Origin of the sequence: Rhodococcus sp. HM1 (assembly GCF_023218075.1) — a bacterium.
Classification (GTDB): Bacteria; Actinomycetota; Actinomycetes; order Mycobacteriales; family Mycobacteriaceae; genus Rhodococcus.
The window spans coordinates 1-23084 of the sequence record NZ_JALPTB010000088.1 but is presented as its reverse complement, the minus strand read 5'-3'; the positions used below and the strand labels follow the sequence as shown (position 1 = coordinate 23084).

Annotated in this window: 19 protein-coding genes and 3 pseudogenes; 4 read left to right on the top strand and 18 right to left on the bottom strand. The window is 64.3% G+C overall.

Annotated elements, in window-relative coordinates:
• The first annotated feature begins 277 nt into the window (after positions 1-277).
• Complete coding sequence (locus tag M1M07_RS28805) at positions 278-1189, top strand: hypothetical protein (RefSeq protein ID WP_145691423.1); 912 nt, start codon at positions 278-280, stop codon at positions 1187-1189.
• A 245-nt stretch (positions 1190-1434) separates the two neighbouring features.
• On the opposite strand, the gene M1M07_RS28800 is transcribed toward M1M07_RS28805, so the two are convergent.
• Positions 1435-1785, bottom strand: coding sequence for a hypothetical protein (locus M1M07_RS28800; RefSeq protein ID WP_145691421.1), 351 nt, complete (start codon positions 1783-1785; stop codon positions 1435-1437).
• 231 nt (positions 1786-2016) lie between these two features.
• Here M1M07_RS28800 and M1M07_RS28795 point away from each other — a divergent pair, with 231 nt between their 5' ends.
• The gene (locus M1M07_RS28795; RefSeq protein WP_229581234.1) at positions 2017-2370 is read left to right on the top strand and encodes a replication initiation protein; all 354 of its coding nucleotides are present in this window, start codon (positions 2017-2019) and stop codon (positions 2368-2370) included.
• Positions 2371-2748: 378 nt separating this feature from the next.
• Here M1M07_RS28795 and M1M07_RS33145 read toward each other — a convergent pair whose 3' ends face one another.
• Complete coding sequence (locus M1M07_RS33145; protein WP_248676346.1) at positions 2749-2889, bottom strand: transposase; 141 nt, start codon at positions 2887-2889, stop codon at positions 2749-2751.
• 539 nt (positions 2890-3428) lie between these two features.
• Here M1M07_RS33145 and M1M07_RS28785 point away from each other — a divergent pair.
• A complete protein-coding gene (locus M1M07_RS28785; protein ID WP_222430088.1) occupies positions 3429-3752 on the top strand; it encodes a transposase in 324 nt (107 codons plus the stop codon).
• Between the two features lie 5 nt (positions 3753-3757).
• On the opposite strand, the gene M1M07_RS28780 is transcribed toward M1M07_RS28785, so the two are convergent.
• From M1M07_RS28780 to M1M07_RS28730, 12 genes and pseudogenes are all read right to left on the bottom strand, one after another.
• Positions 3758-4312 (bottom strand): FCD domain-containing protein, encoded by a 555-nt coding sequence (locus M1M07_RS28780; RefSeq protein ID WP_248676345.1) that lies wholly within the window; start codon positions 4310-4312, stop codon positions 3758-3760.
• An 18-nt stretch (positions 4313-4330) separates the two neighbouring features.
• A pseudogene (locus M1M07_RS33255) lies at positions 4331-4525 on the bottom strand (FadR/GntR family transcriptional regulator); the annotation flags it as partial.
• A gap of 32 nt (positions 4526-4557) precedes the next feature.
• Positions 4558-5490: an ABC transporter permease gene (locus M1M07_RS28775; RefSeq protein WP_282582425.1), complete on the bottom strand. Its 933-nt coding sequence runs from the start codon at positions 5488-5490 to the stop codon at positions 4558-4560.
• Positions 5491-5530: 40 nt separating this feature from the next.
• Positions 5531-6475: an ABC transporter permease gene (locus tag M1M07_RS28770; protein WP_229581231.1), complete on the bottom strand. Its 945-nt coding sequence runs from the start codon at positions 6473-6475 to the stop codon at positions 5531-5533.
• Positions 6472-7299, bottom strand: a complete 828-nt coding sequence (locus M1M07_RS28765; protein WP_145691413.1) for an ABC transporter ATP-binding protein — start codon at positions 7297-7299, stop codon at positions 6472-6474. Before M1M07_RS28765 ends, M1M07_RS28770 begins: the two co-directional genes overlap by 4 nt.
• Complete coding sequence (locus M1M07_RS28760) at positions 7296-8330, bottom strand: ABC transporter ATP-binding protein (RefSeq protein ID WP_248676344.1); 1035 nt, start codon at positions 8328-8330, stop codon at positions 7296-7298. The genes M1M07_RS28765 and M1M07_RS28760 overlap by 4 nt, the downstream gene beginning before the upstream one ends.
• A gap of 190 nt (positions 8331-8520) precedes the next feature.
• The gene (locus tag M1M07_RS28755; RefSeq protein WP_248676343.1) at positions 8521-9516 is read right to left on the bottom strand and encodes a LysR family transcriptional regulator; all 996 of its coding nucleotides are present in this window, start codon (positions 9514-9516) and stop codon (positions 8521-8523) included.
• A complete protein-coding gene (locus tag M1M07_RS28750) occupies positions 9517-11103 on the bottom strand; it encodes an ABC transporter substrate-binding protein (RefSeq protein WP_248676342.1) in 1587 nt (528 codons plus the stop codon).
• A gap of 62 nt (positions 11104-11165) precedes the next feature.
• A complete protein-coding gene (locus M1M07_RS28745) occupies positions 11166-12395 on the bottom strand; it encodes a CaiB/BaiF CoA-transferase family protein (RefSeq protein WP_248676341.1) in 1230 nt (409 codons plus the stop codon).
• Between the two features lie 56 nt (positions 12396-12451).
• Entirely contained in the window at positions 12452-14113 is a 1662-nt protein-coding gene (locus tag M1M07_RS28740) for an OB-fold domain-containing protein (RefSeq protein WP_248676347.1), read from the bottom strand.
• A gap of 85 nt (positions 14114-14198) precedes the next feature.
• Positions 14199-14435: a hypothetical protein gene (locus M1M07_RS28735; protein ID WP_248676340.1), complete on the bottom strand. Its 237-nt coding sequence runs from the start codon at positions 14433-14435 to the stop codon at positions 14199-14201.
• 43 nt (positions 14436-14478) lie between these two features.
• Entirely contained in the window at positions 14479-15669 is a 1191-nt protein-coding gene (locus M1M07_RS28730) for an amidohydrolase family protein (RefSeq protein ID WP_248676339.1), read from the bottom strand.
• A gap of 740 nt (positions 15670-16409) precedes the next feature.
• On the opposite strand from M1M07_RS28730, the pseudogene M1M07_RS28725 reads away from it, so the two are divergent.
• Positions 16410-17663, top strand: a pseudogene (locus tag M1M07_RS28725) (IS110 family transposase).
• A 133-nt stretch (positions 17664-17796) separates the two neighbouring features.
• On the opposite strand, the gene M1M07_RS28720 reads toward M1M07_RS28725, so the two are convergent.
• The 4 genes and pseudogenes from M1M07_RS28720 to M1M07_RS28705 form a co-directional block, all read right to left on the bottom strand.
• Entirely contained in the window at positions 17797-18564 is a 768-nt protein-coding gene (locus M1M07_RS28720) for a transposase (RefSeq protein ID WP_248676338.1), read from the bottom strand.
• A gap of 105 nt (positions 18565-18669) precedes the next feature.
• Positions 18670-19410 (bottom strand): alpha/beta fold hydrolase, encoded by a 741-nt coding sequence (locus M1M07_RS28715; RefSeq protein ID WP_248676337.1) that lies wholly within the window; start codon positions 19408-19410, stop codon positions 18670-18672.
• 233 nt (positions 19411-19643) lie between these two features.
• Positions 19644-20891 (bottom strand): IS256 family transposase, encoded by a 1248-nt coding sequence (locus tag M1M07_RS28710; RefSeq protein ID WP_248676336.1) that lies wholly within the window; start codon positions 20889-20891, stop codon positions 19644-19646.
• 860 nt (positions 20892-21751) lie between these two features.
• Positions 21752-23016, bottom strand: a pseudogene (locus M1M07_RS28705) (IS3 family transposase).
• Between the last annotated feature and the right edge of the window lie 68 nt (positions 23017-23084).

Below are 23084 nucleotides of genomic sequence, written 5' to 3'. Positions count from 1 at the left end.
AACGATCGGACGAACACGCTGGGTTGACGTGCCACGACCACCTCCTTGTCTCGACTCGGAGACAGTCTGCCGTGGAGGGGTGGTCAGCTGGGGATTACCCGGTCAACAATCCATGACGAGCCACTAGTGGCCGTTGATGCCGGGGGCCATGCCATACTGAAAGGGCAGGAGCGACACGGCGGTAGAGCCGCGGTGTTACCGGCATCCCGATACGACGTTGTCAGTGGCTCGCGCATGCGCGTTCGAGCCCGGCGACTTGACCTGAACGGATAGCCACTTGACTGCCTACAGCGTGATGAAAGTCGGATCCCGGTACAGCGTTCTCGCTACCTGGCCGGGAGCCTTCTATGAACACACCACCAAGGTCACCACCTTGGACAGTGCGGACTCGGCCAACGATCTGGCCGTGGCGTTGACCAGCCTTTCTGAGGCTGCGTGGGACGCCACCGTGTGGACCGACGCGTATCCCGTGATTCCGCCGGCGATCGCGGCCCTGGTCGATAGTCTGCGTCAAGGCGAGAGCGGCGACGGTGTTCCGGCGATTGAGCTTTCCGGCGAGGGGTACCGGCATGCGGATACCTGGAGTTTCAATCAGCTTCGGGATCAGCTCGCCGGTGAGTTCGACGTGTTTCCCCCGCTCACACGTACTCAGCGCCTCACCATGGCCGACGAAATCGCGACCGACGCCGCGGAGCGGGGAATGCTCATGGAATCACCTGGAGGAGTGTTCGCCGATGACAGCCGGGTCCATCAGGCGTGCCTGGTGACGCGGGTCGAGGAGAACGGATCGAGGGGCCCGCTTCCGGAAGGCGCGGCAGGCTGGATGCGACGTTTCTACCCGGAGAACATGCCGCTGCACGAGCGGTGGAGCGCTCGGGGGCAGTTGCTTCGGATGGAGCAGCTCGCCGCTGCATGCAATTCCCGTGGTGGCCGTGCACGTGCCTCGACCGATCCCTTGTCCGCCCATTGCGTGGTCGCAGTTGAACCGGACCGAATCAGTGACGGTGACATTCCCTATGTTGTTACCCCGCTGGGGCCCGACGAGGGCTGGTTTGATGTGCCGAATCCTCTTGGGCCGCTCTATGTCCGGCGAGACAGGGAGTGGATCGGTGAGCTGGATCCGGCGGATGGCGAGGGTTTTGCTGCGGTGATGGGTGAGTGGACTCGCGCTGTCCCTTACCTGGCGTGATGGCATGTCCCGCGCGGCGCTGCCGCGCCGTGGTGCGGGCTGTTCTTGGTGTGGCATGGTAAGTGCCCCTCCACCTTTCGGTGGTGTGGCACTGTGGCCGGTATTGGGGCGGTGTCGCCGCCGAGTCTTCGGGGGAATCGGTTCTCCGTGACGGCAGTTCCTCCGCGGAGCCTTGCACAACAGCGGCAGCAGGCCCGGCGGTGTGTGCCGCCGTGGGCGGACATCACGGTTGGTGCTGAGTAGGTTCAGAAGAGGTGTTGCCGGCCGGCCTTGCCGAAGTCTTCGGAGTAGGCGCTGATCGCTTTGTCCGCCCTCTCGGAGTCCCCGCCGAACAGGCCCGATTTCAGGAGTTCCCATGCAGCGCCGTCAGCGAGTTTCTGCTTGGCGATTTCGACCACCGGGTTGGCGGCGTGCCCGCGATGGCTGCGCCATGTGGATCGTCCGAACCAGCCTGAATGGGCCGCCCACGCTTGTAGGTGGGGATCGTCGCCGGCGAGCTGGAGTGCCTGGTCTTGGGAGACGATCCCTATCATGACCTCGGCACGCTCGAAGTCGTTGAGGTAGGTGGCGTCGTCAGGGAACTGTTCGTCGAACATCGGGCGAAGAATGTGGAGGAGCCATTCCGCGACGGGTGTGTGAAACTTGCCGACCTTGTTCTCAGTGAATGCGGCGAGCGCCGTCGCGGGGTCCTCGTCCTTGATGGTTGAGCGGGCGACGACGTGGGGGACGAGGTCGTCGGAGTTTCGGAATGGGAGCCAAGGATCGGTCGCTTCGATGAGTGGCGTCCTCCGACCGGCACGCGCTGCTCGGCTCGATCGTCACAGGCTGTGACCACCCCGACGCCGCACTGCGCGCCGTCGAAAAACCCTCGGATCATCCGGCACCGAACCGGGTCGCCCGGTCCCCCTTCCGGGCGGGCGCACCTGGGCTGGTGGCTCGGCGACAACGGTGTCTGCCGCACCGACTCCGCCCGCCTGACACCGCTGCGGTACGCCCACCGCCTCGAGAAAGGTCTGTGCATCTCCGTCGGTGGGGACTTCGCCTACGGCGGCCAGCTGACCACGAACCCGATCCACCCCGACTGGGACACCCGCTACGGCCGCGCGGACCCGTACGCATTCTGTCGAGACGCTCCCGCGCCGCGCTCGATCGTTCTTCTTCGTCCTTACGTTGCCGTGTGAGCTGTTGCGCTACTTCGTCGGCAGCTTCCCGAATTCGCCGTGCCCTGTCGGTCCCGTCACCCCAGCCGGAAGGAACCCGATCACCGCTGTGCTCGATGTCCTGCCCGACGAGAAGGGCATCCTCCGCGGCATCGGTCCGGTCAGCTTCCGGTAGCCGTTCGTAATGTCCCTTGGCAAGAGGGCGATCCCCTATCTCGCTGATAGTGGTGTCGGTGGCGATCTCGCCGGGGTCGACGGGTTCGATCGGTGGGCGAAGATCAGCGCGGTGCCGAACCACGGTGTCCTCGACCGCGCCGACCAGGTTGTGCCACAGGTGCCACCGGTCGGCGACCTGCACCGCATTCGGCGCGAACGGCCTCTGCGTAGGCACCGGCCCGGTCACGACACCACCTCGGCACCGGAATGTTCCCGCAGCCATGCGGCGACGGTGTCGCTGGTGCGATCGGGGAGCAGATCGATCGGCCGGCTTGTGGTCAGGTCCACGATGACGGTGCCGTAGTGGTGGCCGCGGCGGATCACGACATCATCGACACCCAGAAATGGGTGTCGTCTCGATCGGTCGGTCCGGGATCGCACGCACCGGCGGCAAGGCGTGCACCGGCGCCCGGCCAGCGCCAGCCTGATCGCTTCGATCACCGCGTCGAGCACGCTGGTTTGGCGAGCGCACCGTGTCGTCAAACCAGGTACCTGTTCGGCGAATGTGATTGTCGCGCAGTGCGTGTTGATGCAGAAGAATCGACGGACGGTCAGCACGAGTTCGACAGGGCAGGTACCGATCGCTGTGTCGGCCGGTCTGCGTCGATACCGGGAATGGACCGGCTCGACGAGGTGTCGCATTTCGGGCATTGCGCCTCGTTGCAGTGAGGGTGGGCGTGAATTCGGATCGTGGATCCGCCGAGGCGGACGGCGTCGACAACGACGTCGGTCAGATGCGGCAGTAGGGCTGTCAGGGGCGCGAGGTCACACCAGGATGATCTTGGTCTATGCCGAATCGTACCTGCTCAGTGGTACGCCAGGACCTTCACGGAAAGTGCGACAGATCCACTTCAACTTGGCCATTGACAGACGGCGAGATCGTGGTGGTCACCGACAACCTCTCGTCTCATCGCAGCGTCTCCACGCGAGCCTGGCTCGAGGAACATCCCCGGATCCGGCAGGTGTTCATCCCGGTCGGTGCGTGCTGGCTGAATCTGCAAGAGGGGTGGTGGCGGATCTTCCGTAAGGCCGCGCTGGCCGGGCAGACCTTGGCCGACCCCGGTGAGATCGAGGTGGCCGCGGTCCTGGCCACCGCCCAGCTCAATGCCCGAGCCCGACCCTGGATCTGGGGACGTTCCGCCCCTCCGACCCGGAAACTACGCCGACGTTTTGTCTACTGTCTTTGAGGAACTCAGCACTCGTGAACGACCTCGGTGACGGTGACGCCCTTTTTCTTGGCGAACAGGATCATTTCGAGTGCTGTCCAGTGCATGTTCCAGTGCTCAACTGCATCGTCAGGGTCGCCCGTGGCCATGACGTCGAGCATTCGCCCATACGATCGCCGAAGGCGCTGGTAGCCGACTTCGAACACGTCCGGGTCCTGATACATCTTCGAGTCGGACACGGCCTCGGTATGCGACTCCAGAATCGAGTGCAGGGTTTCGGCCACCATCGCCAGGGTGACGCTTCCCGAGGCCCGCACGAGTGCACGATGAAACCCCAACGCGCCGCGCGCAAGAGATCTGGACCGAAGCGCGGCCGGCAGATCATGTTCGACGACCCCTCGTAGGGCGAGGATCCCGGTGCCACCCTCTTCGGACACTGCAAGCCTGACCGCATTGTCCTCGACCGCACGGCACGCGGTGATCACGTCCGACAGCGGCACCTTGCCGACGGCGAGCAGGAACGCTGCCGGCTTCGCGACGATCTCCGGCCCGGGTGCGCAGATGAAGTGCCCGTGCTGCACGGCACGATTCGCGCCGACCAGGCCCTCGGACTCCAGAATGCGCACCGCTTCACGGAGCGTGGTGCGGCTGACCGCGTACCGCGCGCACAACTCGGCTTCGGACGGAAGGCGTGTCCCCTCTTCCACCCGGGCGTCGATGATGTGTCGACGCACATGTCGGGCCACGAGCTCTGCGGCCTTGGGTGTCTGGATCGGACGGATATTCTCGAGCATCTCTGTCCCCCCGGATCGCTACAACGCCCTCGTCAGCTCTTCTTCACCTTTCCGGAACCTTCCAAAGCGTCGCGTAATCCGTCGCCGAAGGTCGAGAACGCGAGCACGGTGAGCACAATCATGACCGCGGGCGCGACGATCAGTCCGGGGGCGGTGTAGACGTTGTCGAACGCTTCCCGCACCATCGAACCCCACGACGTTTGGGGGGCCTGCACACCGAGCCCGAGGAAGCTCAGGCTCGCCTCGGCGACAATCGCGACACCGGCCGAGAACGACAACTGCACCAGCAGCGGTGACGCCGCGTTGGGCAGCACATGACTCCACATCAGACGTCCCTTACCGCACCCGAGCGCCCGGGCCGCCTCGATGTAGGTTTCGGTGGCCACCGACTCGGCGGCACCTCGCGCGAGACGGTACAGCGACGGTGCCATGACGAACCCGATCGCAACCATCGCGTTGGTCAGACCGGGACCGAAGATCCCGATGATCGCCACGGCGAGGATCAGCGGGGGAAGGGACTGCAACGCGTCGGAGATGCGACTGATCAGACCTCCGAGCCAGCCGCCGACCAGACCGGCGAACAACCCGGTCGGGATGCCGATCACTGCGGCGACCCCGACCGCCTGGACCACTGCCAACAGGGTGACGTTGGCGGAGGCGAGCAGACGGCTGAACAGATCACGCCCGTAGGCGTCGGTGCCGAGCCAGTTCTCCCCGCTCGGCCCGGCGAGACTGTGGGACAGGTTCTGCACGTTCGGATCGTGCGGGCTGAGCGCGTTCCCGAACAGTGCGAGGAACAACACGAGCAGGATGAACGCGAAAGCGATCATCGCGGGGACATTGCGCACGAGCAACCGCAAAGGACGAGAGGTCCGCAGCGTATGAACAAAGCGATCGCTCGGAGCTTCGGACGGTGACCCGGTAGCGGGTTGTTCCGAATTCAGGACAGTCGTGGGAGCACTCATCATTGTTGCCTTTCGCACGGGCTGCTCGGCCCGATCAGGATCAGGCCCGGACCCGGGGGTTGAAGTAGCCGTACGCCATGTCGACGATCAGGTTGATGATCACGATCGCCACCGCCATGACCATCACGATGCCGAGAATCACCGGAATATCGCGACTGAACACCGAATTGACGGCGAGGGTGCCCAGACCCGGTAGAGCAAAAACGAACTCGACGGTGACCGCACCGGCGAGGACCCGACTGACCTGCAAACCGAGCACAGTCGCAATCGGGGCGCCTGCGACCTTGAGCGCATGCTTGCCGACGATCTGCTTGCTCCGCAGACCCTTCGCGCGGGTGGTGCGGATGAAGTCCTTGCCCAGGGTGTCGACCATGGCCGCGCGAGTCTGACGCGCGACCTCGGCGATGGAGATCGCCGCGATCGCGATTGCGGGCAGGATCAGATGCTGGAACCACGGCACGAATCCGTCACCGAGCGGAGAATAGCCGGTCGCCGGAAAGATCGGCGACGAGATCGCCAGCACGATAACCAGAACGAGACCGATGATGAACGGGGGCACCGCCATCGCGATCGAGGAGAACGCGGTCAAGGCGCGGTCGAGCAGGGAGTTGGCGCGCATCGCGGCGATGATGCCCAGCGGCAGCCCGACGAGAACGACGATCACCATCGTCACCAGCGCCAGCGACAGGGTGATCGGCATGCGTTCGGTCAGGATCTGGGCCACCGACTGCGAGCTGTAGAGCGAGGTGCCGAAATCGCCGGTGAAGATGTTGCCCAGCCACTCGATGTACCGCACGACGAGCGGCCGGTCCAGGCCGAGCTGTTCACGCAGCGCCGCGATGTCCGAGGCGGACGCATTGTCACCGGCAAGATTGGCCGCGGCATCGCCGGGCATGAGGTCGACGAGGAGGTAGACGAAGAAGCTCAGGAACAGCAGCAGCGGGATCGCCGACAGCAGTCGTTTGACGAGCAAGGTGATCATCATGCCTCCAGCGCGGGGACAGCGGCGGAACAGCGCCGGGCTCGGGGGTCGGGCACCGCCGCGACCAAGGTCTTCGTATACGGGTGCTGCGGGTTTTCGAACAGCTCTTCGGCCGTGCCGGTCTCGACCACCTGGCCGCGATACATCACCACCACCCGATGGGCGAGGAACCGCACCAGCGACAGGTCGTGCGAGATGAAGATGTACGAGAGCCCACGCTCGGCCTGCAGATCCAGCAGCAGATTGAGGACCTGCGCCTGGATCGAGACATCGAGCGCTGCAACGGGTTCATCGCACACGATGAAGTCCGGGTCGAGCGTCAACGCGCGCGCGATCGCGATGCGCTGCAACTGCCCGCCCGAGAACTCGCGAGGATACTTGTCGAGCTGATCTGCGCGCATCCCTACCCGCTCGAGCATCTCGACCACGTGCCGATCGCGTTCGGCTCCTTTGATCCCGTAGTGGATCGTGAGTGGTTCGCCGACCGCATTCCGGATCGTCATGTGCGGGTCGAGCGAGCTGAACGGGTCCTGGAAGATCATCTGGGCGCGGCGCCGGAACGAGAGCAGATCTTTGCCCTTCAGTTTCCGGACGTCGTCGCCGTCGAAGGTGATCGTGCCGGAATCGGGTTCGATGAGTCGCAGGACCTGCCGTCCGACCGTCGACTTGCCCGCGCCGGATTCGCCCACGATGCCCAGGGTCTCGCCTCGTCCGACGGTGAAGCTCACCTCGTCGGACACTACGGTGCGCTCGGTCACCCGGCCGAACAGGTTACGTGTGGCCGGAAACGACTTCCGTAGTCCGGCCACTTCGAGCAACGGGCTCATCCGTCCAGTCCCTTCAAGGTCAGTTCACTCTCGCGCACGCAGCGCACGGCACGTCCATCCGTGACGTCGTGTAGTGGGATCGGCGCCGCGTCGCAGCGTCCCGGTTCGGCGTGAGTGCATCGCGCCTGGAACCGGCATGTGCTCGGCCAATCCCACGGCGCCGGCACAGCACCGGGAATGGCAGAGAGCCGTGCTCCTTTCGCGCGGGGATCGGGGATCGCGGCGAGCAGTCCCTCGGTGTACGGGTGGCGGGGGTCGTCGAACAGGTTCTCGATGGTGGTGGATTCGACCACCTGTCCCGCGTACATCACGTTCACCCGATCGCACATTTCGGCGACGACGCCGAGGTCGTGGGTGATGAACAGGATCGAGACGTCGAATTCGTGCTGTAGCTCTTTCATCAGGCGCAGCATTTCCTTCTGGACCGTCACGTCGAGCGCGGTGGTCGGCTCGTCGGCGATGAGCAGTTTCGGTTTGCACACCATGGCGATCGCCAGCATCACCCGCTGGCACATGCCGCCGGAGAACTCGTGCGGGTAGGCGCGGGCCCGGCGCGCCGCATCGTCGATCCCGACGATATCGAGCATTTCGATGGCGCGAGCGAAAGACGCCTTCTTGGACAGTCCTTCGTGTCGGCGGACCACTTCGGCGATCTGGTCGCCCACGGTGAAGGCCGGAGACAGGCTGCGGCGGGGCTCTTGAAAGACCATCGAGACATCGGTCCCGCGGATGTCCGACAGTTGCTGTTCGGGCAGTCCCACCATCTCTTGTCCGGCGACTCGGACCGAGCCCGTCACCCGCGCACCGCGCGAGGGCAGCAGTCCCATCGCGGCGAGCGAGGTGACGGTTTTACCCGACCCGGACTCGCCGACCAGGCCGACCGTCGTGCCGAGTGGGACGTTGAACGAGACGTCGTCGACGACCTTGGTCCAGCCGCGGTCGGTGGCGAACTCGACGGACAACCGGTCGATTTGCAGGACGTCGTCCTGCACTTTCGGCGGCGGGGGTGATAACGAGACATCTGTGACCATGACGGTGCACTCCTGAAGTTTCGCCCGAGGGGGGAACTGCTGCGCCGGTCAACAGAAGGCGCAGGATTGCGATGAGCTACGTCACAGCGTAGCCGAAAAGGAAGGTTACTTCTATAGATATGACGACCTGGTGCATTTATAGATCAGAGCGAGCTCCGGTGCCGGAACATCCGAGCCGCGGGCACCCCGGTTAACGAACCGCCTTCGAAAAGTGCTCGAGGGCAACAGATGTGAAGGCTACCGCGGCGGGTGTCATGTGCTCGATGCGATGAACAATTCCCATCGGCCATTCACGATGCGGTTCGAGCCGCCGCACCGTGACCATCTCGTCGATGTGGGGCGGCAGGCCACCGCGGGTGCTGAGGTACGCGCCGACACCCCCTCGCACCAGCTGGATGCTCGTCTCATGGTGGTCGCATTCCGCCGCGACCTCGAACCGCGAGCCGTTGTCGGCGAACAGCTTCTCCACAGCGGTGCGCACGAGACTGCCGGGCGGACCGACGATCATCGGCAGCCGCGTGAGCTCAGTGACGGTGATCGGCTCGGTGCTGGCACCGAGGACACTGTCTTTGGGCACCAGGGCCGCACTCTCCTCGATGGTGATCCGGTGAATCTTCAATCCGGCGCCGAGGAGTTCGATGTCGCGTGCGAATCCGATGTCCGCTTTACCGGAACTGACCGCGTCGAAGACACCATCGTCGTTCTGCGGTGCCAGCACCCGCAGCGTCACCGTAGGAAATTTGTTGGCGAACACCGACATCGCGGCCGCCGCTTGCGTCGTGAACGCCTTGAACGTCACGACCGTCACCGATCCTGTCGTCAGGCCGTGAATCGCGTCGACAGCAGCTTGCGTGTGCCCGACCGATTCGAGGACTTTACGAGCGGGCTCGAGCAGTATTTCACCGGCCGAGGTGAGGGCGGCACCGCGGGAGGTGCGCTGAAAAAGCTCGGTTCCGAACTCGGCTTCGAGTTTGCCCACCGACTGCGAGAGTGTCGGCTGCGACAACACCAGTGCCTGCGCCGCTCGAGTGAAGGAACCGTGATCGGCGACGGCGACGAAGCACCGTAACTGCTGCAGCTCCACGTCGCCTCCGTCTATTATCCGTCTGGGTCGTGCCAGCCTACTAAGGGCCGATGCCCGAGGGGCCGCGCCACCCGGCGCAGATGCCCCTCGGGCCGTGTCCACCTACTGCGCGATGCCTACGTAGCGCAGGTCCATAACGCCGATGTAGTGAGAGACTCCCATCGAGTCGGCACCGATCACCTTGTCGGAGAACGCGAACTGTGTCGCGACACCGCAGATGAACACATCGAGCGCTTCGTCGGTGACGACGGCGTTCGCCGACTCCACCGCCGCATGGACATCCTCCTCGGACGTTGCGGGGTCGTATGCGGGCGCGACCGCATCGAAGAAGGCCGGCGGGGTCGTACCCGGGAACAGTGCGGGATTGGAGTAGTTGCGCACCAGCGACTGCGCCGAGCTCGGCTCCTGCACGCGAACCTGGATCTGGGCGTCCGCATTGCCCCGCTGATATGTGCCCACGGCTTCGACCAGCTGCATCGGGGTGACCTCGAGGGTAACGCCGATCTCGTTGAACTGCGCCTTCAGGGCCTCACCGATCTCGTTCTGCGGTGCCAGCCCCGCACCGACGACAGTTTCGATGGTCAGATTCTCGACCCCGGCCTCTGCGAGCAGCGTGCGCGCCTTGTCCGGATCGTAGGTGTACTCGATCGGCGGGTCGGTGAGGAACCCGTTCATCGGCGGCGTCAGCGGTTGGGGGTTCGGGGCACACTGACCGTCGAGCAGAGAGGTGTTGATGCCGTCGCGATCCACCGCGAAGTTCAACGCCTGCCGCACCGCCTGCTGGTCGAGGTTCGGACGAGTGTTGTTGACATTCAACGTGTACACCTGCGAGATCGGGTACGCGAAGTATCCGAAACCACCGCCGAGCTTCGACGCCTGATTGTACTGGCTGACCTTGGCGAGCATCATGTCGATCTGTCCCGAGCGCAGAGCGTTCAGGCGCGCATTGTCATCGGTCATGCCCTGGATCGTGATCGTCTTCGACAGTTGCGCTGCGGGATCCCAGTACCCCTCACGCCGCTCGTACGTCGCCGAGTCGCCGACCTTGACCGAGGTCGCGACGTAGGGTCCCGACCCGACCGGATTGATGTCCAGATCAGGGTTGTCCAACGCCTGCGGGCTGATCAACGACCCTTCGACGCCTGCCAATACGTACGGAATATCGGCAGCCGGGCGGTTCGCGACCACCTTGACGTGGGTCGGATCGACGACCTCGACCGACTCGATCATCGACAAGGTTGAGGCGACGGTCGAGCCCGGTGTGTTCTTCGCGTGGTCGAGCGTGGCCTTGACCGCTGCCGCGTCCAGCGCGGCACCGTCGGAGAACGTGATGCCCTCTCGTAGTGTGAAGACCACTGCGCGGCCGTCCTCGGAGAACTCCCACTCGGTTGCGACCATGGGCGCAAGTTCGAGTTCCCCGTCGACCGACTTCATCTGTGTCAGTCGGTCGTAGACCGGAGTCAGATAGGAGAACGCCGCCGGTGCAGACGTCATCTTGTGCGGGTTGAGCGCCGGAGTCGGCACGGTGAAGCCCACGCGCAGGTGGCCGTCCGGGTTGGCCTCTTCCGCGGACGGACCCGACGCCGCGCCCGAGTCCGGGCCTGTCGTGCTTCCGCCGCCGCAGGCGGTCAGGGCCAGACACAGCGCCGCTGTGGCTACTCCGGCTCTCAGAACTGGTCGGAATTTCACAGAATCTCTCATTCTCGAAGGGGTCAACGGGTTTGTGCCGTCTGGCACGTCGCGGGGCGCGACTACGTGACGGCGCCGGCGATCTTCAACTCGATGAGTGTGTCGTCGTCCCACCCGAGTTCACGCAGGATGTCGTCGGTGTGCTCAGCGAACTGCGGAGCGCGCGTCATGCGGACCGGGGCATCGTCGAACTTCACCGGATTCGCCACCAGCTTCTGGGTCTGGCCGTCCGCATCGACGACATCGACAATCCGTCCGTTCGCGATCAGAGCCTCGTCGTGCCCGATGTCCCAGCCGTTCTGCACCGGTGCCCACGGACCGCTGAGCGATGCGAGTGTCTCGACCCATTCTGCGTACGGGCGCTTGGCGATGGCCTCTGCGAACATCTCGAAGATCTGTTCGTTGTGTTCGAAGATGGCCTCCATCGTCGCGAACCGCGGATCGTCAACCAACTCTTCGAGGCCGATCAGTGTCACGAATTCGTTCCAGAACCGGGTCGGCTGGAGCATCGAGAACTGCAACCACCGACCGTCCGATGTCCGATACGACCCGGTCAACGGGTTGCCCGGTGCAGCCGTGGTCTTGTCGTCGCGCACCGGGGCCTGCCCGGTGAGCAACGCCAGGTTGACCGAGAACTGCGTGGCCCACGCCCCGACACCGAGCAACGACACATCCACCACGGACGGCTCACCGGTGCGTTCGCGGCCGGCGATCGCCGCGGCGATACCACCGGCGATCGTCATGCCGCCGATGTTGTCGCCGTATGCGCCGGCAGGCATGAACGCCATCCGGTCCGCGCTCGCGCCCATCACGCCGTCCGCGCTACCACCACGGGCCCAGAACCCTGTCGCGTCGTAGGCGCCCTTGTCCGCATCCGGTCCCTGACTACCGAACCCGCTGCCCGTCACGTAGATGATGTCGGGGTTGATCGCCCTGACCTCTTCGAGGGTGATCCCGAGCTTCGCCCGAGGGGTAGGCAGATAGTTGGTGAGGAACACATCGCTGCGCCGGATCAGCTCCTCGAGCACGGGACGCGCCTCGGGTTTCGCCAGATCGATCCCGATGCTGCGCTTGCTGCGGTTGGGGCCTTCCATGATCGGTGCGAACGACGAGCCGCCCTTGCCCGCGGCGAGACCGAGCACCCGGACCAGGCCACGCTGGGCGTCACCGTTCTCGGCGTGCTCGACCTTGATGATGTCGGCACCCCAGTCGGCGAGCACGGCACCGGCCGCGGGGACGTAGGTGAACTGGGCGACCTCGAGAATGCGGATGCCTTCCAAGGGACGATGCATGACGAACTCCTGACACTGGATACGGAAAGGGACCAAAGTTGATCGACGGCGGTGATTCAGTCGGCGCGCAGCAGGATCGCGCCGGACGGCACGCCGCCGCCGGCAGTGACGACCGCCACGTGTGGATCGGCGACCTGATGTCCGGGCGCCTGACCACGGAGTTGCAGCACGGCCTCACGGAAGAAGCCGTAGCCGTGGGTGCGACCGGCCGAGAGCTGTCCGCCGTGCGGATTCACCGGGAGCCGGCCGTCGATCGCGATGCCACGGCCACCATCGATGAAATCTCGGGCGCCACCGAACTCGCAGAAACCCAGGCCCTCGAGCCAGGACAGGGCATTGAAAGTGAATCCGTCGTAGAGCAACGCCACATCGACATCGTCGGGACGCAGATCGGTGCGGCTCCACAGATGCGCGGCCGGCCCGAGGGACTGCGGCAGGTGTGTGAGTGTGCCCTGATCCCAGGACAAATGTTCCATGATCTGGGTTCCGATCGCCTCGACGAATACCGGCTTGCCCGGCAGGTCTTTCGCGGTATCAGCAGCCGAGACGATCACCGCGACCGCACCATCGACGGGAACATCACAGTCGTAGAGACCGAACGGCGTGGACACCATTCGAGCCGAGAGGTAATCGTCCATGCTGATCGGATCCCGGTACACCGCTTCCGGATTCGCCGACGCATTCGAACGAGCATTGACCGCGATCGCGCCGAGCGCATCCTTCGCATCGCCGTAGCGGTGGAAATAATGCGAGGCCTGGCACGCGATCCAATTGGCAGCCGACATCGCACCGAAAGGGTGTCGAAACTCCAGCATGCCTGTTGCCCGCCCCGCGATCGGCGCCCACTTCCCCGACCTCATCAGTTCGGAGTGACTGGACTCCCATACCGTGCGGAAACACAACACATGCCGGCACAGGCCGGACGCGACCGCAAGCATCGCAGCGATGATCGACCCATTCTGCCCCGGTAAGTCGCCGCCCCCGTTGACCCACGTCGGATGAATCCGCAGCGCCTGCTCGACCGGCATGATGCCGCCCTCGGACATACCGCCCGCCGCGTTCCCGGGATAGGTGGACAGACCGTCGATGTCACCCAACGTGAGGCCGGCGTCGTCGATCGCCGCCAGACACGCGTCGACGGTCAGCGACAGGGGGTCGACCATGAGCCGGCGCCCGATCCTCGACTGTCCGACACCGGTGATCGCGACGCGGTCCTCGAACTTGTCGGAGGAGACCGGAGGTCGCAACCGGGTGCGGTAGTCCTCCGGCTCCGGCAGCGGTCCGGACTCGTCGTCGGCGTCCGCGTCCGGCTCGAACAGCGGGAGCCAGACGTCGGCGGCGATCTGCTCGAACACGACACGCACCTTGGAACCGATCTGCACCTCGGCGGGTTCGCACCCGACAATGTTGGTGGTCAGGCGCACGCTCGAATCTTCTTCGAGTGCAACGATCGCCACGACATACGGCGGCGGAAAATGCGGAAGCCATTGCTGGGCATTGATCGTCACACCCACGACCACGCCGCGGCCCGACACCGGTTCGTATCCGATGTCACGGCCACGGCACTGCGGACACAGCACCGACTGCGGATGCATTCGCTGCGAGCAGGTGCGGCATTGCGCGATCCGAAGGGTCCCGTCGGCGCCGGACGCCCAGAACGGGGCGCTCGACAGCGTCGGCTGTGGGACGGGTCTGCCGGTGTCCACGATCTCGGTCACGGTTCCTCCGGTGTGTGGCCGGCCCCCGCCGCTCGGCGTGATGCGGCGGGGGCTGACCGATAGAAAGTGTGGTGTGGGTTGGGGGCTATTTCTCGGCGGAACCCTGAGCCTGGTCACGGGCGGCCACCATCGCGGCGAGTCGGCGCTCCATGTCGGCACGGCTCATGACGATGCCCTCGTCACGCTCGCCACGTTCCAACCGCGCAAGTCGTTCGCGTTCGGCGGCGATCTCTTCGTCGAGGAGATTGCCCGCCAGCTCACGAGTGAGCAGATCCTGGTCGACCCAGTCTGCGTAGGGAAGCTGTTCGATGGGTTCTTCCATGGGAGCAGTCCTTCTGAAATTCGCCGCGGGATCGGCGGTGTGGTCAGCTGGTGCGGGGGAAGTTGAGCAGGGCGCGAGCATTGAGCTCGACGATCTGGTGTACTTCCTCGTCCGGCACGTTGAGCATCTGGTCGTGCACGACCTTGCGGCTGTTCGGCCAGTTGGAGTCGGAGTGCGGGTAATCGCCTTCCCACGTGATGTTTCCGATGCCGACCGCGTGCCGATTGTCGAGTCCGAACTGGTCTTCGATGAAGCAGCCGAACAGGTGCTTGGCGAACAGTTCCGACGGCTTCACCGTCTGATTGATGTTCTGGTAGTAGCGGTGCTTGGCCCAGACACCGTCCATACGCTCGAGCATGTAGGGGACCCAGCCGATGCCGCCTTCGGACAGCAGGAACTTCAGGTTCGGGTGGTTGTGGAAGACCGGGGAGAACAGCAGGTCGGCGGTTGCGTACATGGAGTTGCAGCCGAACAGGGCCGTCATCACCGCCATCGGCGCCTCCGGGGCAGTGATCGGCGCTTTGCCGGAGGTACCGAAATGCACGCACAGCGGCTGGCCGGTGTCCACCGCGGCGGCGAATACCGGGTCCCAGTGGTCGGTGTGGAACGAGGGCAGTCCCAACGGGACCGGGTTCTCGACGAACGAGATCGCCCTCGATCCCTTGGCCGCGGTGCGGTAGATCTCCTTGACCGACTCCTCTACCGACCACAGCGGCAGGATCGTCAACGGGATCAAACGATCCGGTGCGTACGCACACCACTCGTCGAGCACGTAGTCGTTCCACGCCTGCACGGACAGCAGGGCGAGTTCCTTGTCCTGTGCCTCGAGGAAGACCGTGCCGGCGAACCGCGGAAACGACGGGAACGACAGGGTGGCCTGCACACCGTCGATATCCATGTCCCGCACACGAGCTTTCGGTTCGTAGCAACCGGGAATCATGTCCTCGTAACGCGTCGGCTCGGCACCGAACTCCTCCGGAGCCTTGCCGGCCACCGCGTTCAGGCCGATGTAGGGATAGATGCGGCCTTCGTACTCCCAGACCTCCGCGAGTTTCGTGCCGGTTTCGAGGGCCTTATCGCCGTCGCCGATGTGGATCGCCTTCGGCAGCTCCTTCTCGATGATCTTCGGGCCGGCGTCGAGGAACTTCTTGGGCAGGCGGTCCGACCAGAGTTTCGGATGTTCGATCAGGTGGTCGTCGGTTGAGATCAGGTGCATGTGGTCTTGGAGCGGCATGGCTTCCTCCTGTGCTGAGGGTTGCGAAGGCGTCGTGCAGTTCTAAGGGAGAGGGAAGTTGTCTTAGATAACCAAGTTGCATAGGCGGTTGCAATAAGAGACATTAACACCTGTTATGACGAATGTCACGGTTTTGTTCAAGACGCAGTTCGGAAGGGCAAACTTCACCGCGCGAACCAAACGGCGCCCCAGGGCCTGCGGCTACACCATGCGCGACCCGGTGATATCAACCCCGCCGACCGGAAGGCTCCCAGCGGCAGCCCGCCACGCCGATCTTGCGCTCAGCAGGAGGGAACTGGCCGGTGAGGTCGGCATCAAGATCGAGGTAGTCAAGGCAGATCCCCGATAATCGGTCCGGTCGATTCTAGACGGCGCCTCTCTAATAGAACCCGAACGGCCGATCGGACTTGTCTGACGCCTGGCGCCTCTCGAGCCCGGTGAGGCTTTGACACAGACCGAGCGAGCGGGAGTTCGATCGGCCGTTCTCGGAGTCTTCCGTTCAGCGAAGTCTGCCGAATGGCAGATGGACGATCCTGACATGTGCACACTGTTATCGATCATGGTTCTTGCCCGCCTGCACGATCAAGCCTCGCCGACCCGAGCCTCGAGCTCTGGACATAGACGGGTGTCGTGCTGGTCGCTGGGACCGCGAACGGCTCAATCGGAGGGTAGGCCAACGAGCCTCGCTATTAGAGTGCCGCGCGCTCCCCGCCAGGGTTGCAGAGCCGACGTCGACTCGAATGTGGAAGAAGGGGGATCCCTTGGCGATGTTCTGTGGCATCGATTGGTCGGAACGGCATCACGATGTCGCCGTGGTGGACCAGGACGGAAACCTGGTCGCCAAACGCCGTATCGGCGACGACGCAGCCGGACTCACAGAGCTGTTGACGATGCTCGCCGAGCTCGGCGACCACGAACAAGACCCCGTTCCGGTGGCGATCGAGACCCCTCGCGGCCTGTTGGTCGCCGCGCTCCGTGCCACCGAGCGGCCCGTGTATGCGATCAACCCGATGGCGGTGGCCCGCTATCGGGAACGCTGGACGCCGGCCCGCTCGAAGAGCGACCACGCCGATGCCATGGTGCTGGCCAACATTCTGCGCACCGATCAGCAGCGGCACCGACCGCTGCCGGCGGACAGCGAGCTCGTTCGGTCCGTCGCGGTGCTGGCGCGCCCACCAGGACGCCACATGGCGGCGCACCCGGGCCGTCCAAGAGTTGCGTTCACTGCTGCGCGAGTACTACCCGGGATTCCTGGCCGCATTCGCCGAGAAGGGCTCAGCCAACCTTGCCAGCGCCGACGCCCGCGCCGTGCTGGCCATCGCACCGACCCCGGCCGACGGCGTAAGGCTGACCCGACCGCGTATCACCGCGGCACTACGCCGCGGTGGGCGGCAACGCAACATCGAGGCGGTCACCGACAACGTGCATCGCGTCCTGCGTCAACCCCAGCTGCGCCACCCAGCGTTGGTCGAGCAGGCGATGGGCCAGCAGACGCTCGCGCTGCTGGCCATGCTGAATGCGGCGTGCGACGGCGCCGATCAGCTTGGCCAGGCCACTGCTGCCGCGTTCCGTCAGCACCCCGACTATGGGATCGTGACCAGCTTTCCGGGACTTGGGGAGCTCACCGGTGCCCGGGTACTTGCTGAGATCGGCGACGACCGAACCCGATTCGCCGATGCCCGGTCATTGCGCGCCTATGCCGGTTCCGCACCGGTCACCCGCGCCTCCGGGCGAAGTCACATCGTCACACACCGACGCATCAAGAACGATCGACTGGCCGCCGCGGGCTTCAATTGGGCGTTCATGGCGATCACACATTCGAGTCCGGCGCGAGCGCATTACGACGGCGCCGCGGTGTCGGTGATGGACATCCGGCCGCATTGCGAAACCTGTTCAACCGCTTCCTCGGTCAGCTATATCACTGCCTCGGCACCGGACAGATCTACGATCCCGTCAAGGCCTTCGGCACGCATCAACCTGCGGTGGCCGCATAGGTCACACCGGCGGGGTTGTTTGACTCCTTCGCCTTATCGGAGGTCTGTGTCAAGACGAGCCCGCGGAGCCGGGTTGTAGGGTGGGGTTTGGTGGGTTCGGGAAGTGACTTATCCGAAGTGCCGGTGTGGGGTGTCAGCCGGCCGCGCAGGACGATAGAGTCGCCCCCGATTGTCCTCCCGGGCCTGCCGTTACGGCTGGTGTTGCGTCGCGGAGAAGCTGCCGATAGACAACATCGGAGAGTCGTCTCTTCAAGCAGCGCAACGCTTCCCTGTGGCTCTTACCTGCGGCGCGTTTGCGGCGGTAATAGGCGCGGCCAGGTGTGTCTCGGCGGATCTGGGTGATGGCCATGGTGTGCAACACGTAGTTCAGTTGCCGATCACCGGCCCGGGAGAGGCGGTGGCGCACGACGTCTCCGGAGGACGCCTCGATGGGGGCAGTTCCGGTGTAGCTGGCGAACGCGGCGGCCGACCGGAACCGGTGGACCGAACCGACCCGGGCGAGGATTTTGCCTGCGTTCAACGCCGCGATCCCGCACAGCTGAGTCAACGAGCTGCCGGACTCGGCAACCGCTGCCTCGATGTCGCGTGCCGCCTTGTCGATCCGACGATCCAGTTGCCGGACCTCGGCGACGAGATCCGCGGCGAGAGAGCGGAGGGTTTTGCCGGCGACGTCGCGGGGACGGACTCGTTTGAGCATCTCGGCGGACCGGTCGGTGCTCAGACCGCGGGCAGCGCCGGCGGGGATCAGGTGGGTGAGCACGACGTGGAGCCGGTTGACAGTCTGGGTGCGGGTCTTGACCAGGTCGTCGCGATGCTCGACGATCGCGCGCAACGCGGTGGCCGTGGCATCGATCCGGGCGGTGGTCAGCCCGATGTGGTCGTCGCTCGGCTGTGGGCGCAACTCGACGGACGCAGCGCCGCAGCTGAGCCAAACGAGAAATACACCGCGTGGCCATTCCCGGCGACCGCACCTTCCGACGGCGCGACGCGACAGCACGCAGGGACGTCAGTTCGTGCGTGCCGTCTTTACCAGAATCTCGGCAAGAAGATCGGGGTGGGTAATGAATGGTTCGTGTGGTGTATCTATGCTGTACAGCCGAGTGACGCCCAGCCGCTCGGCAAATCTCCCCTGCCATGCCGGTGGCAGGATGGGATCACGTTCGGTGACAATAAAGCTGACGCTGAAAGAACCAGGAAATCTGCTGCGATACACGGCCTCCGCCGAGGCGCACGCCGGCCAGGAATCCTCGAGTGCGTTCTTCAACACCACATCGAATTGTTCGGGCGTCATGTCAGGAGCGAACATCGCCGCGAAGAACTTCTCAAGGCCGGCTTCGCGCGATTCAGGCCACCCGATGCGGGTCTGGTCTATTCCTCGCAGTTCCGTGCCGAAAAGGTCAAGAATGCTCTCGCCGTTCCGCGGGATCGAGGTCGACAGAAAGCAGGCTGACGAGAACAGAGCGGGGCGGTTCTCGACCATCAACGGAAGGATAACCCCGGCCATCGAATGGCCTACCAGTAACGCATTTCGCGTATCGATCCCAGATAGCTCGTCGTTGAGTTCCTCGGCTATTTCGATCAATCTCAACCGGTCAGTATCTCGGCCACGCTTACTTCCACAGCCCGGCACGTCAGGGGTATGAATGTTTCCCTCGTAACCGAGGTTTCGCATGGATTCCACCACAGCGTCCCAACACCACGCTCCGTGATGACCTCCGTGCACCAGAACCACATCACGATCGTTCATCCTTGCCGCCTTTCTGCCATGTCCTGAACCAAACTCGTCTCGCCGGCGCAGCTGAGGACGAGATTTCAACCCGCGCCGACGGCCACGCCGTCACCCTTGGCAATGGTGGGTATCGGCAACGCGGACAACGCTCAAGTCACCTCACTCGCGCTTCAAGTGATAGTGCCCCGTGGAGTGGTGGACTTCGGATCGGCTCTGCAGTAGACGTAGTGATCAACGAGTCGTGCTGGATACTATGCTGTTTCGTTCGATCCGGTCAACGACAACGCCGGTTCGGTAGCGTGCTGTTTGGCGGCGATCACCGCACGGAGCTCGTCCATGCTCACATCCGAGACATAGCGGCGGGTGACCTGCCACTCGTCGTGTTGCTCGATGACCACCGCGGTCGCCAACCGGAGGAAGGCCGCCGGGTTCGGAAAAATCTCCACGACGTCGGCTCGACGCTTGATTTCCTTGTTCAACCGCTCAATGGGATTGTTGGACCACACCTTTTGCCAATGAGCCTTGGGGAACGCGGTGAACGCCAGCACATCGTGTTTGGCGGCTTCCATCAACGCCGCGACCTTCGGAAACGACCCGGAGAAGGTGTCGGTGACCTGATCCCACTGCTCCGCGACGGCGTCCGGGTCGGTGTGCGCGAAGATCGTCTTGACCGCCGCCATCACCGGCGGCACATGCTTGGCCGCCACCGCCGCCCGAATGTTGCGCATGAAATGCACCCGGCACCGCTGCCACGAAGAACCCGCGAACTGCTGCATCACAGCAGCTTTGAGGCCACTGTGTGCATCGGAGATCACCAGATGCACCCCCGACAGACCACGGGCCTTGAGGCTGGTGAGGAACTCGCGCCAGAACTCGTAGGATTCGCTGTCCCCGACGGCGGTTCCGAGTACCTCGCGGGTGCCGTCGATCGAGACTCCGGTGGCCACCACCAACGCCTGGGACACCACGTGCGCACCGACCCGGACCTTGCAGAAGGTGGCGTCGAGAAACACGTACGGAAAGCTCGTGTGCGTCAGCGTGCGCTCGCGGAACCGGGCGATCTCGGTGTCCAGACCAGCGCAGATCCGCGACACCTCCGACTTCGAGATCCCGGATCCGACACCCAACGCGCCGACCAGGTCGTCGACGCTGCGGGTGGAGACGCCGTGCACGTAGGCTTCCATGACCACTGCGTACAGGGCCTTGTCGATGCGGCGGCGTCGCTCCAGCAAGGATGGGAAGAACGATCCTGACCGCAGTTTGGGGATCTTGACCTCGACATCGCCGCTGGTGGTGGCCACGGTCTTCGTTCGATGTCCGTTGCGGTGCGTTATCCGGGTGTCGGTGCGTTCGTAGCGGCCGGCGCCGAGCTTGTCGGTGGCCTCGGCTTCGATCAGAGCCTGCAGGCCGGTACGGATCAGTTCGGCGAACACGCTGGCGCTGTCGGCGCCCTTGAGCGCGTGGAGCTGGGTGAGCAGTGCAGAATGATCGTGGGTCATCGCGTAGCTGCTTTCTGTGAGTCACTGTGAGAGGTAACTCGTTGATCACTACGCGATGGCCCACCCTCGGCGAGGGAGCGACACGCCGCGGACCTGGCCGGATGCGCTCAGCCGATTCCCACCACTCCCCGGGACTTACCCCTTCAAGTAGTCGAGCGCATCATCGCAGGGTCCGTCCAGGTCAGCCCCGTCGCTCGATCACCAGGGCTGCGCTCAATCGCTGTGAACACCTCGGCGAGACCACATCCCGAGAGTACACGTAGAAAACGTAGTTGACTACCTGTCTCAGGCGCGCGGGATTGCATATCTTCTCCTCCCAAAGGAACCCGATTCACCAAGACGAGCACCACCACCGCCTCGGCTACGACCTGAACCGTCTCGGGTTTCTCGCCGCTCCTATATCGGTGACGGATCCGGTTGTGGTGAATCGCCCCGAGTTCGGCGGAGGCTCGGCTATCTGGTTCCGGCCTCAGCGAGGACCGGTGTCTCACGGTAATCGGCCGCCGTGTGATTCGACCAGTAGGCGGCGGCCTCGTACTCGGCAGGTGGGACGTGGTCGATCTCGCCGTGCAAGCGGCGATGATTGAACCAGTTCGGGGTGCACACCGAGCTGATGGGCGATCCGATTGAGTGCACCCGGCCGTGTCGCCGGATCCTGACGGGCCTCGACCGCCATCCTCGTTGCTCGTTCCTTCAGCTCAACGCTGTACTTCCGTGGTGCTGCCATGCTCCGACAGACCCGGAGCGATTCAGTTCGTGGGGTGTGGGGGTTGTTGTGTTGTGACCTGGGGTGATGACATTTCCTGGGGCGGCGGGGTGGTCGGCGGGGTGAACCGCCCTGGATCGGGTGGAGACTTCGTTCAGGCTGCCTCGAGGATCGAGGCGGCGGTGGGGCGCTGTTCACGGTAGCGTGTCTCGTACTCGACCGGCGAGAGATAGTCGATCGACGAATGCAACCGGTCCGTGTTGAACCAGCGGACCCACTCGGCGGTCTCCCGCTCGACCTCGGCCCGACCGGACCAGGACTGTGCCCGGTCGATCAGCTCGGTCTTGCAGAGCCCGATCGTCGATTCCATCAGGGCATTGTCGAGGGCGTCGCCGACGCTGCCGATGGAACCGGCGATGCCCGACTCGACCAGAGCTTCGGTGAACGCCAGCGACGTGTATTGACTTCCGGCATCGGAGTGATGAACCAAACCTGTTGAAGTGAAACGGAAGTCGGTTCTTCTTCTCGTGAACAGAGCTTGCTCGAGAACACCGTGGACCAACGGGGTGGTCTTTGTTGTCATCACCCGCCATCCCAGAATCCGGCGGGAGAATACGTCGACGCAGAACGCGGTGTAGACGAACCCGGCCAACGTCCACACATACGTGAAATCGGCCACCCACCATTGATCCGGACGCTGCGGTGCATCCCAGTTCCGCTCGATCAGGTCCGGATGTCGGGGTGCTCGACCATCACGCTCGGTGGTGACAGTGCGGCGTCTGCCGCGCACGACGCCGGTGATGCCGGTGATCGTCATCAGACGGGCCACCTGATCGCGGCCCATGTCGTGACCAGCGCGTTTCATCGCGTGCCACATCTTGCGGACACCGTAGACGCGCCGATTGGCCACATACATCGCGTGCACGGCGTTCGCGGCGTAGGCGTCGGCCAGTTCGGTGGAGGAGACACGTCCGCGGGACTTGGCCTTGTAGTAGGTGGACGGGGCGATGCTGATGCCGTGCTCGGTGAGCACGGCACAGATCGGGATGACCGGAGAAACGTTCCCGGTGGGCGTCGATGTAGTCGACGATCACCGCAGTCGGCGGTCGACCTCCGCCGCCGTGAAAATGCACTCGCAGTCTTCAAAATCTCGTTGGCCCTGAGTAATTCGGCGTTCTCTTTGCGGAGCCGCCGCACCTCGTCGGCATCGACGGCTTCACCGGACATCAATACCGTCGGCATGTCCGTCCTGTCGGCCGCCTCGATCCAGTTCCGCAGTGTCGCCGGCGCGATATCGAGCAGCTCGCCGACATGGCGCCGGGCGGCAGTCTTCGAGCCTCCGTGTTCGGCGATCCGGTCCCGATACATCCGGACCGCACGCTCTTGGGTCTCGGCGTCGTACTTCCTCGGTGCAGGCATACCAGCATTCTCCTTGTTGGATCAGGAGCCTCCACCTCGTCCAGGACGGTTCAGGGTGGCCGGCGGGG

Excerpts from the sequence above, each read along its gene's own strand:
- M1M07_RS28800 (WP_145691421.1), bottom strand. The coding sequence starts at position 1,785 with ATGTTCGACGAACAGTTCCCTGACGACGCCACCTACCTCAACGACTTC.
- M1M07_RS28775 (WP_282582425.1), bottom strand. The coding sequence starts at position 5,490 with ATGAGTGCTCCCACGACTGTCCTGAATTCGGAACAACCCGCTACCGGG.
- M1M07_RS28770 (WP_229581231.1), bottom strand. The coding sequence starts at position 6,475 with ATGATGATCACCTTGCTCGTCAAACGACTGCTGTCGGCGATCCCGCTG.
- M1M07_RS28765 (WP_145691413.1), bottom strand. The coding sequence starts at position 7,299 with ATGAGCCCGTTGCTCGAAGTGGCCGGACTACGGAAGTCGTTTCCGGCC.
- M1M07_RS28760 (WP_248676344.1), bottom strand. The coding sequence starts at position 8,330 with ATGGTCACAGATGTCTCGTTATCACCCCCGCCGCCGAAAGTGCAGGAC.
- M1M07_RS28745 (WP_248676341.1), bottom strand. The coding sequence starts at position 12,395 with ATGCATCGTCCCTTGGAAGGCATCCGCATTCTCGAGGTCGCCCAGTTC.
- M1M07_RS28735 (WP_248676340.1), bottom strand. The coding sequence starts at position 14,435 with ATGGAAGAACCCATCGAACAGCTTCCCTACGCAGACTGGGTCGACCAG.
- M1M07_RS28730 (WP_248676339.1), bottom strand. The coding sequence starts at position 15,669 with ATGCCGCTCCAAGACCACATGCACCTGATCTCAACCGACGACCACCTG.
- M1M07_RS28715 (WP_248676337.1), bottom strand. The coding sequence starts at position 19,410 with ATGAACGATCGTGATGTGGTTCTGGTGCACGGAGGTCATCACGGAGCG.
- M1M07_RS28710 (WP_248676336.1), bottom strand. The coding sequence starts at position 20,891 with ATGACCCACGATCATTCTGCACTGCTCACCCAGCTCCACGCGCTCAAG.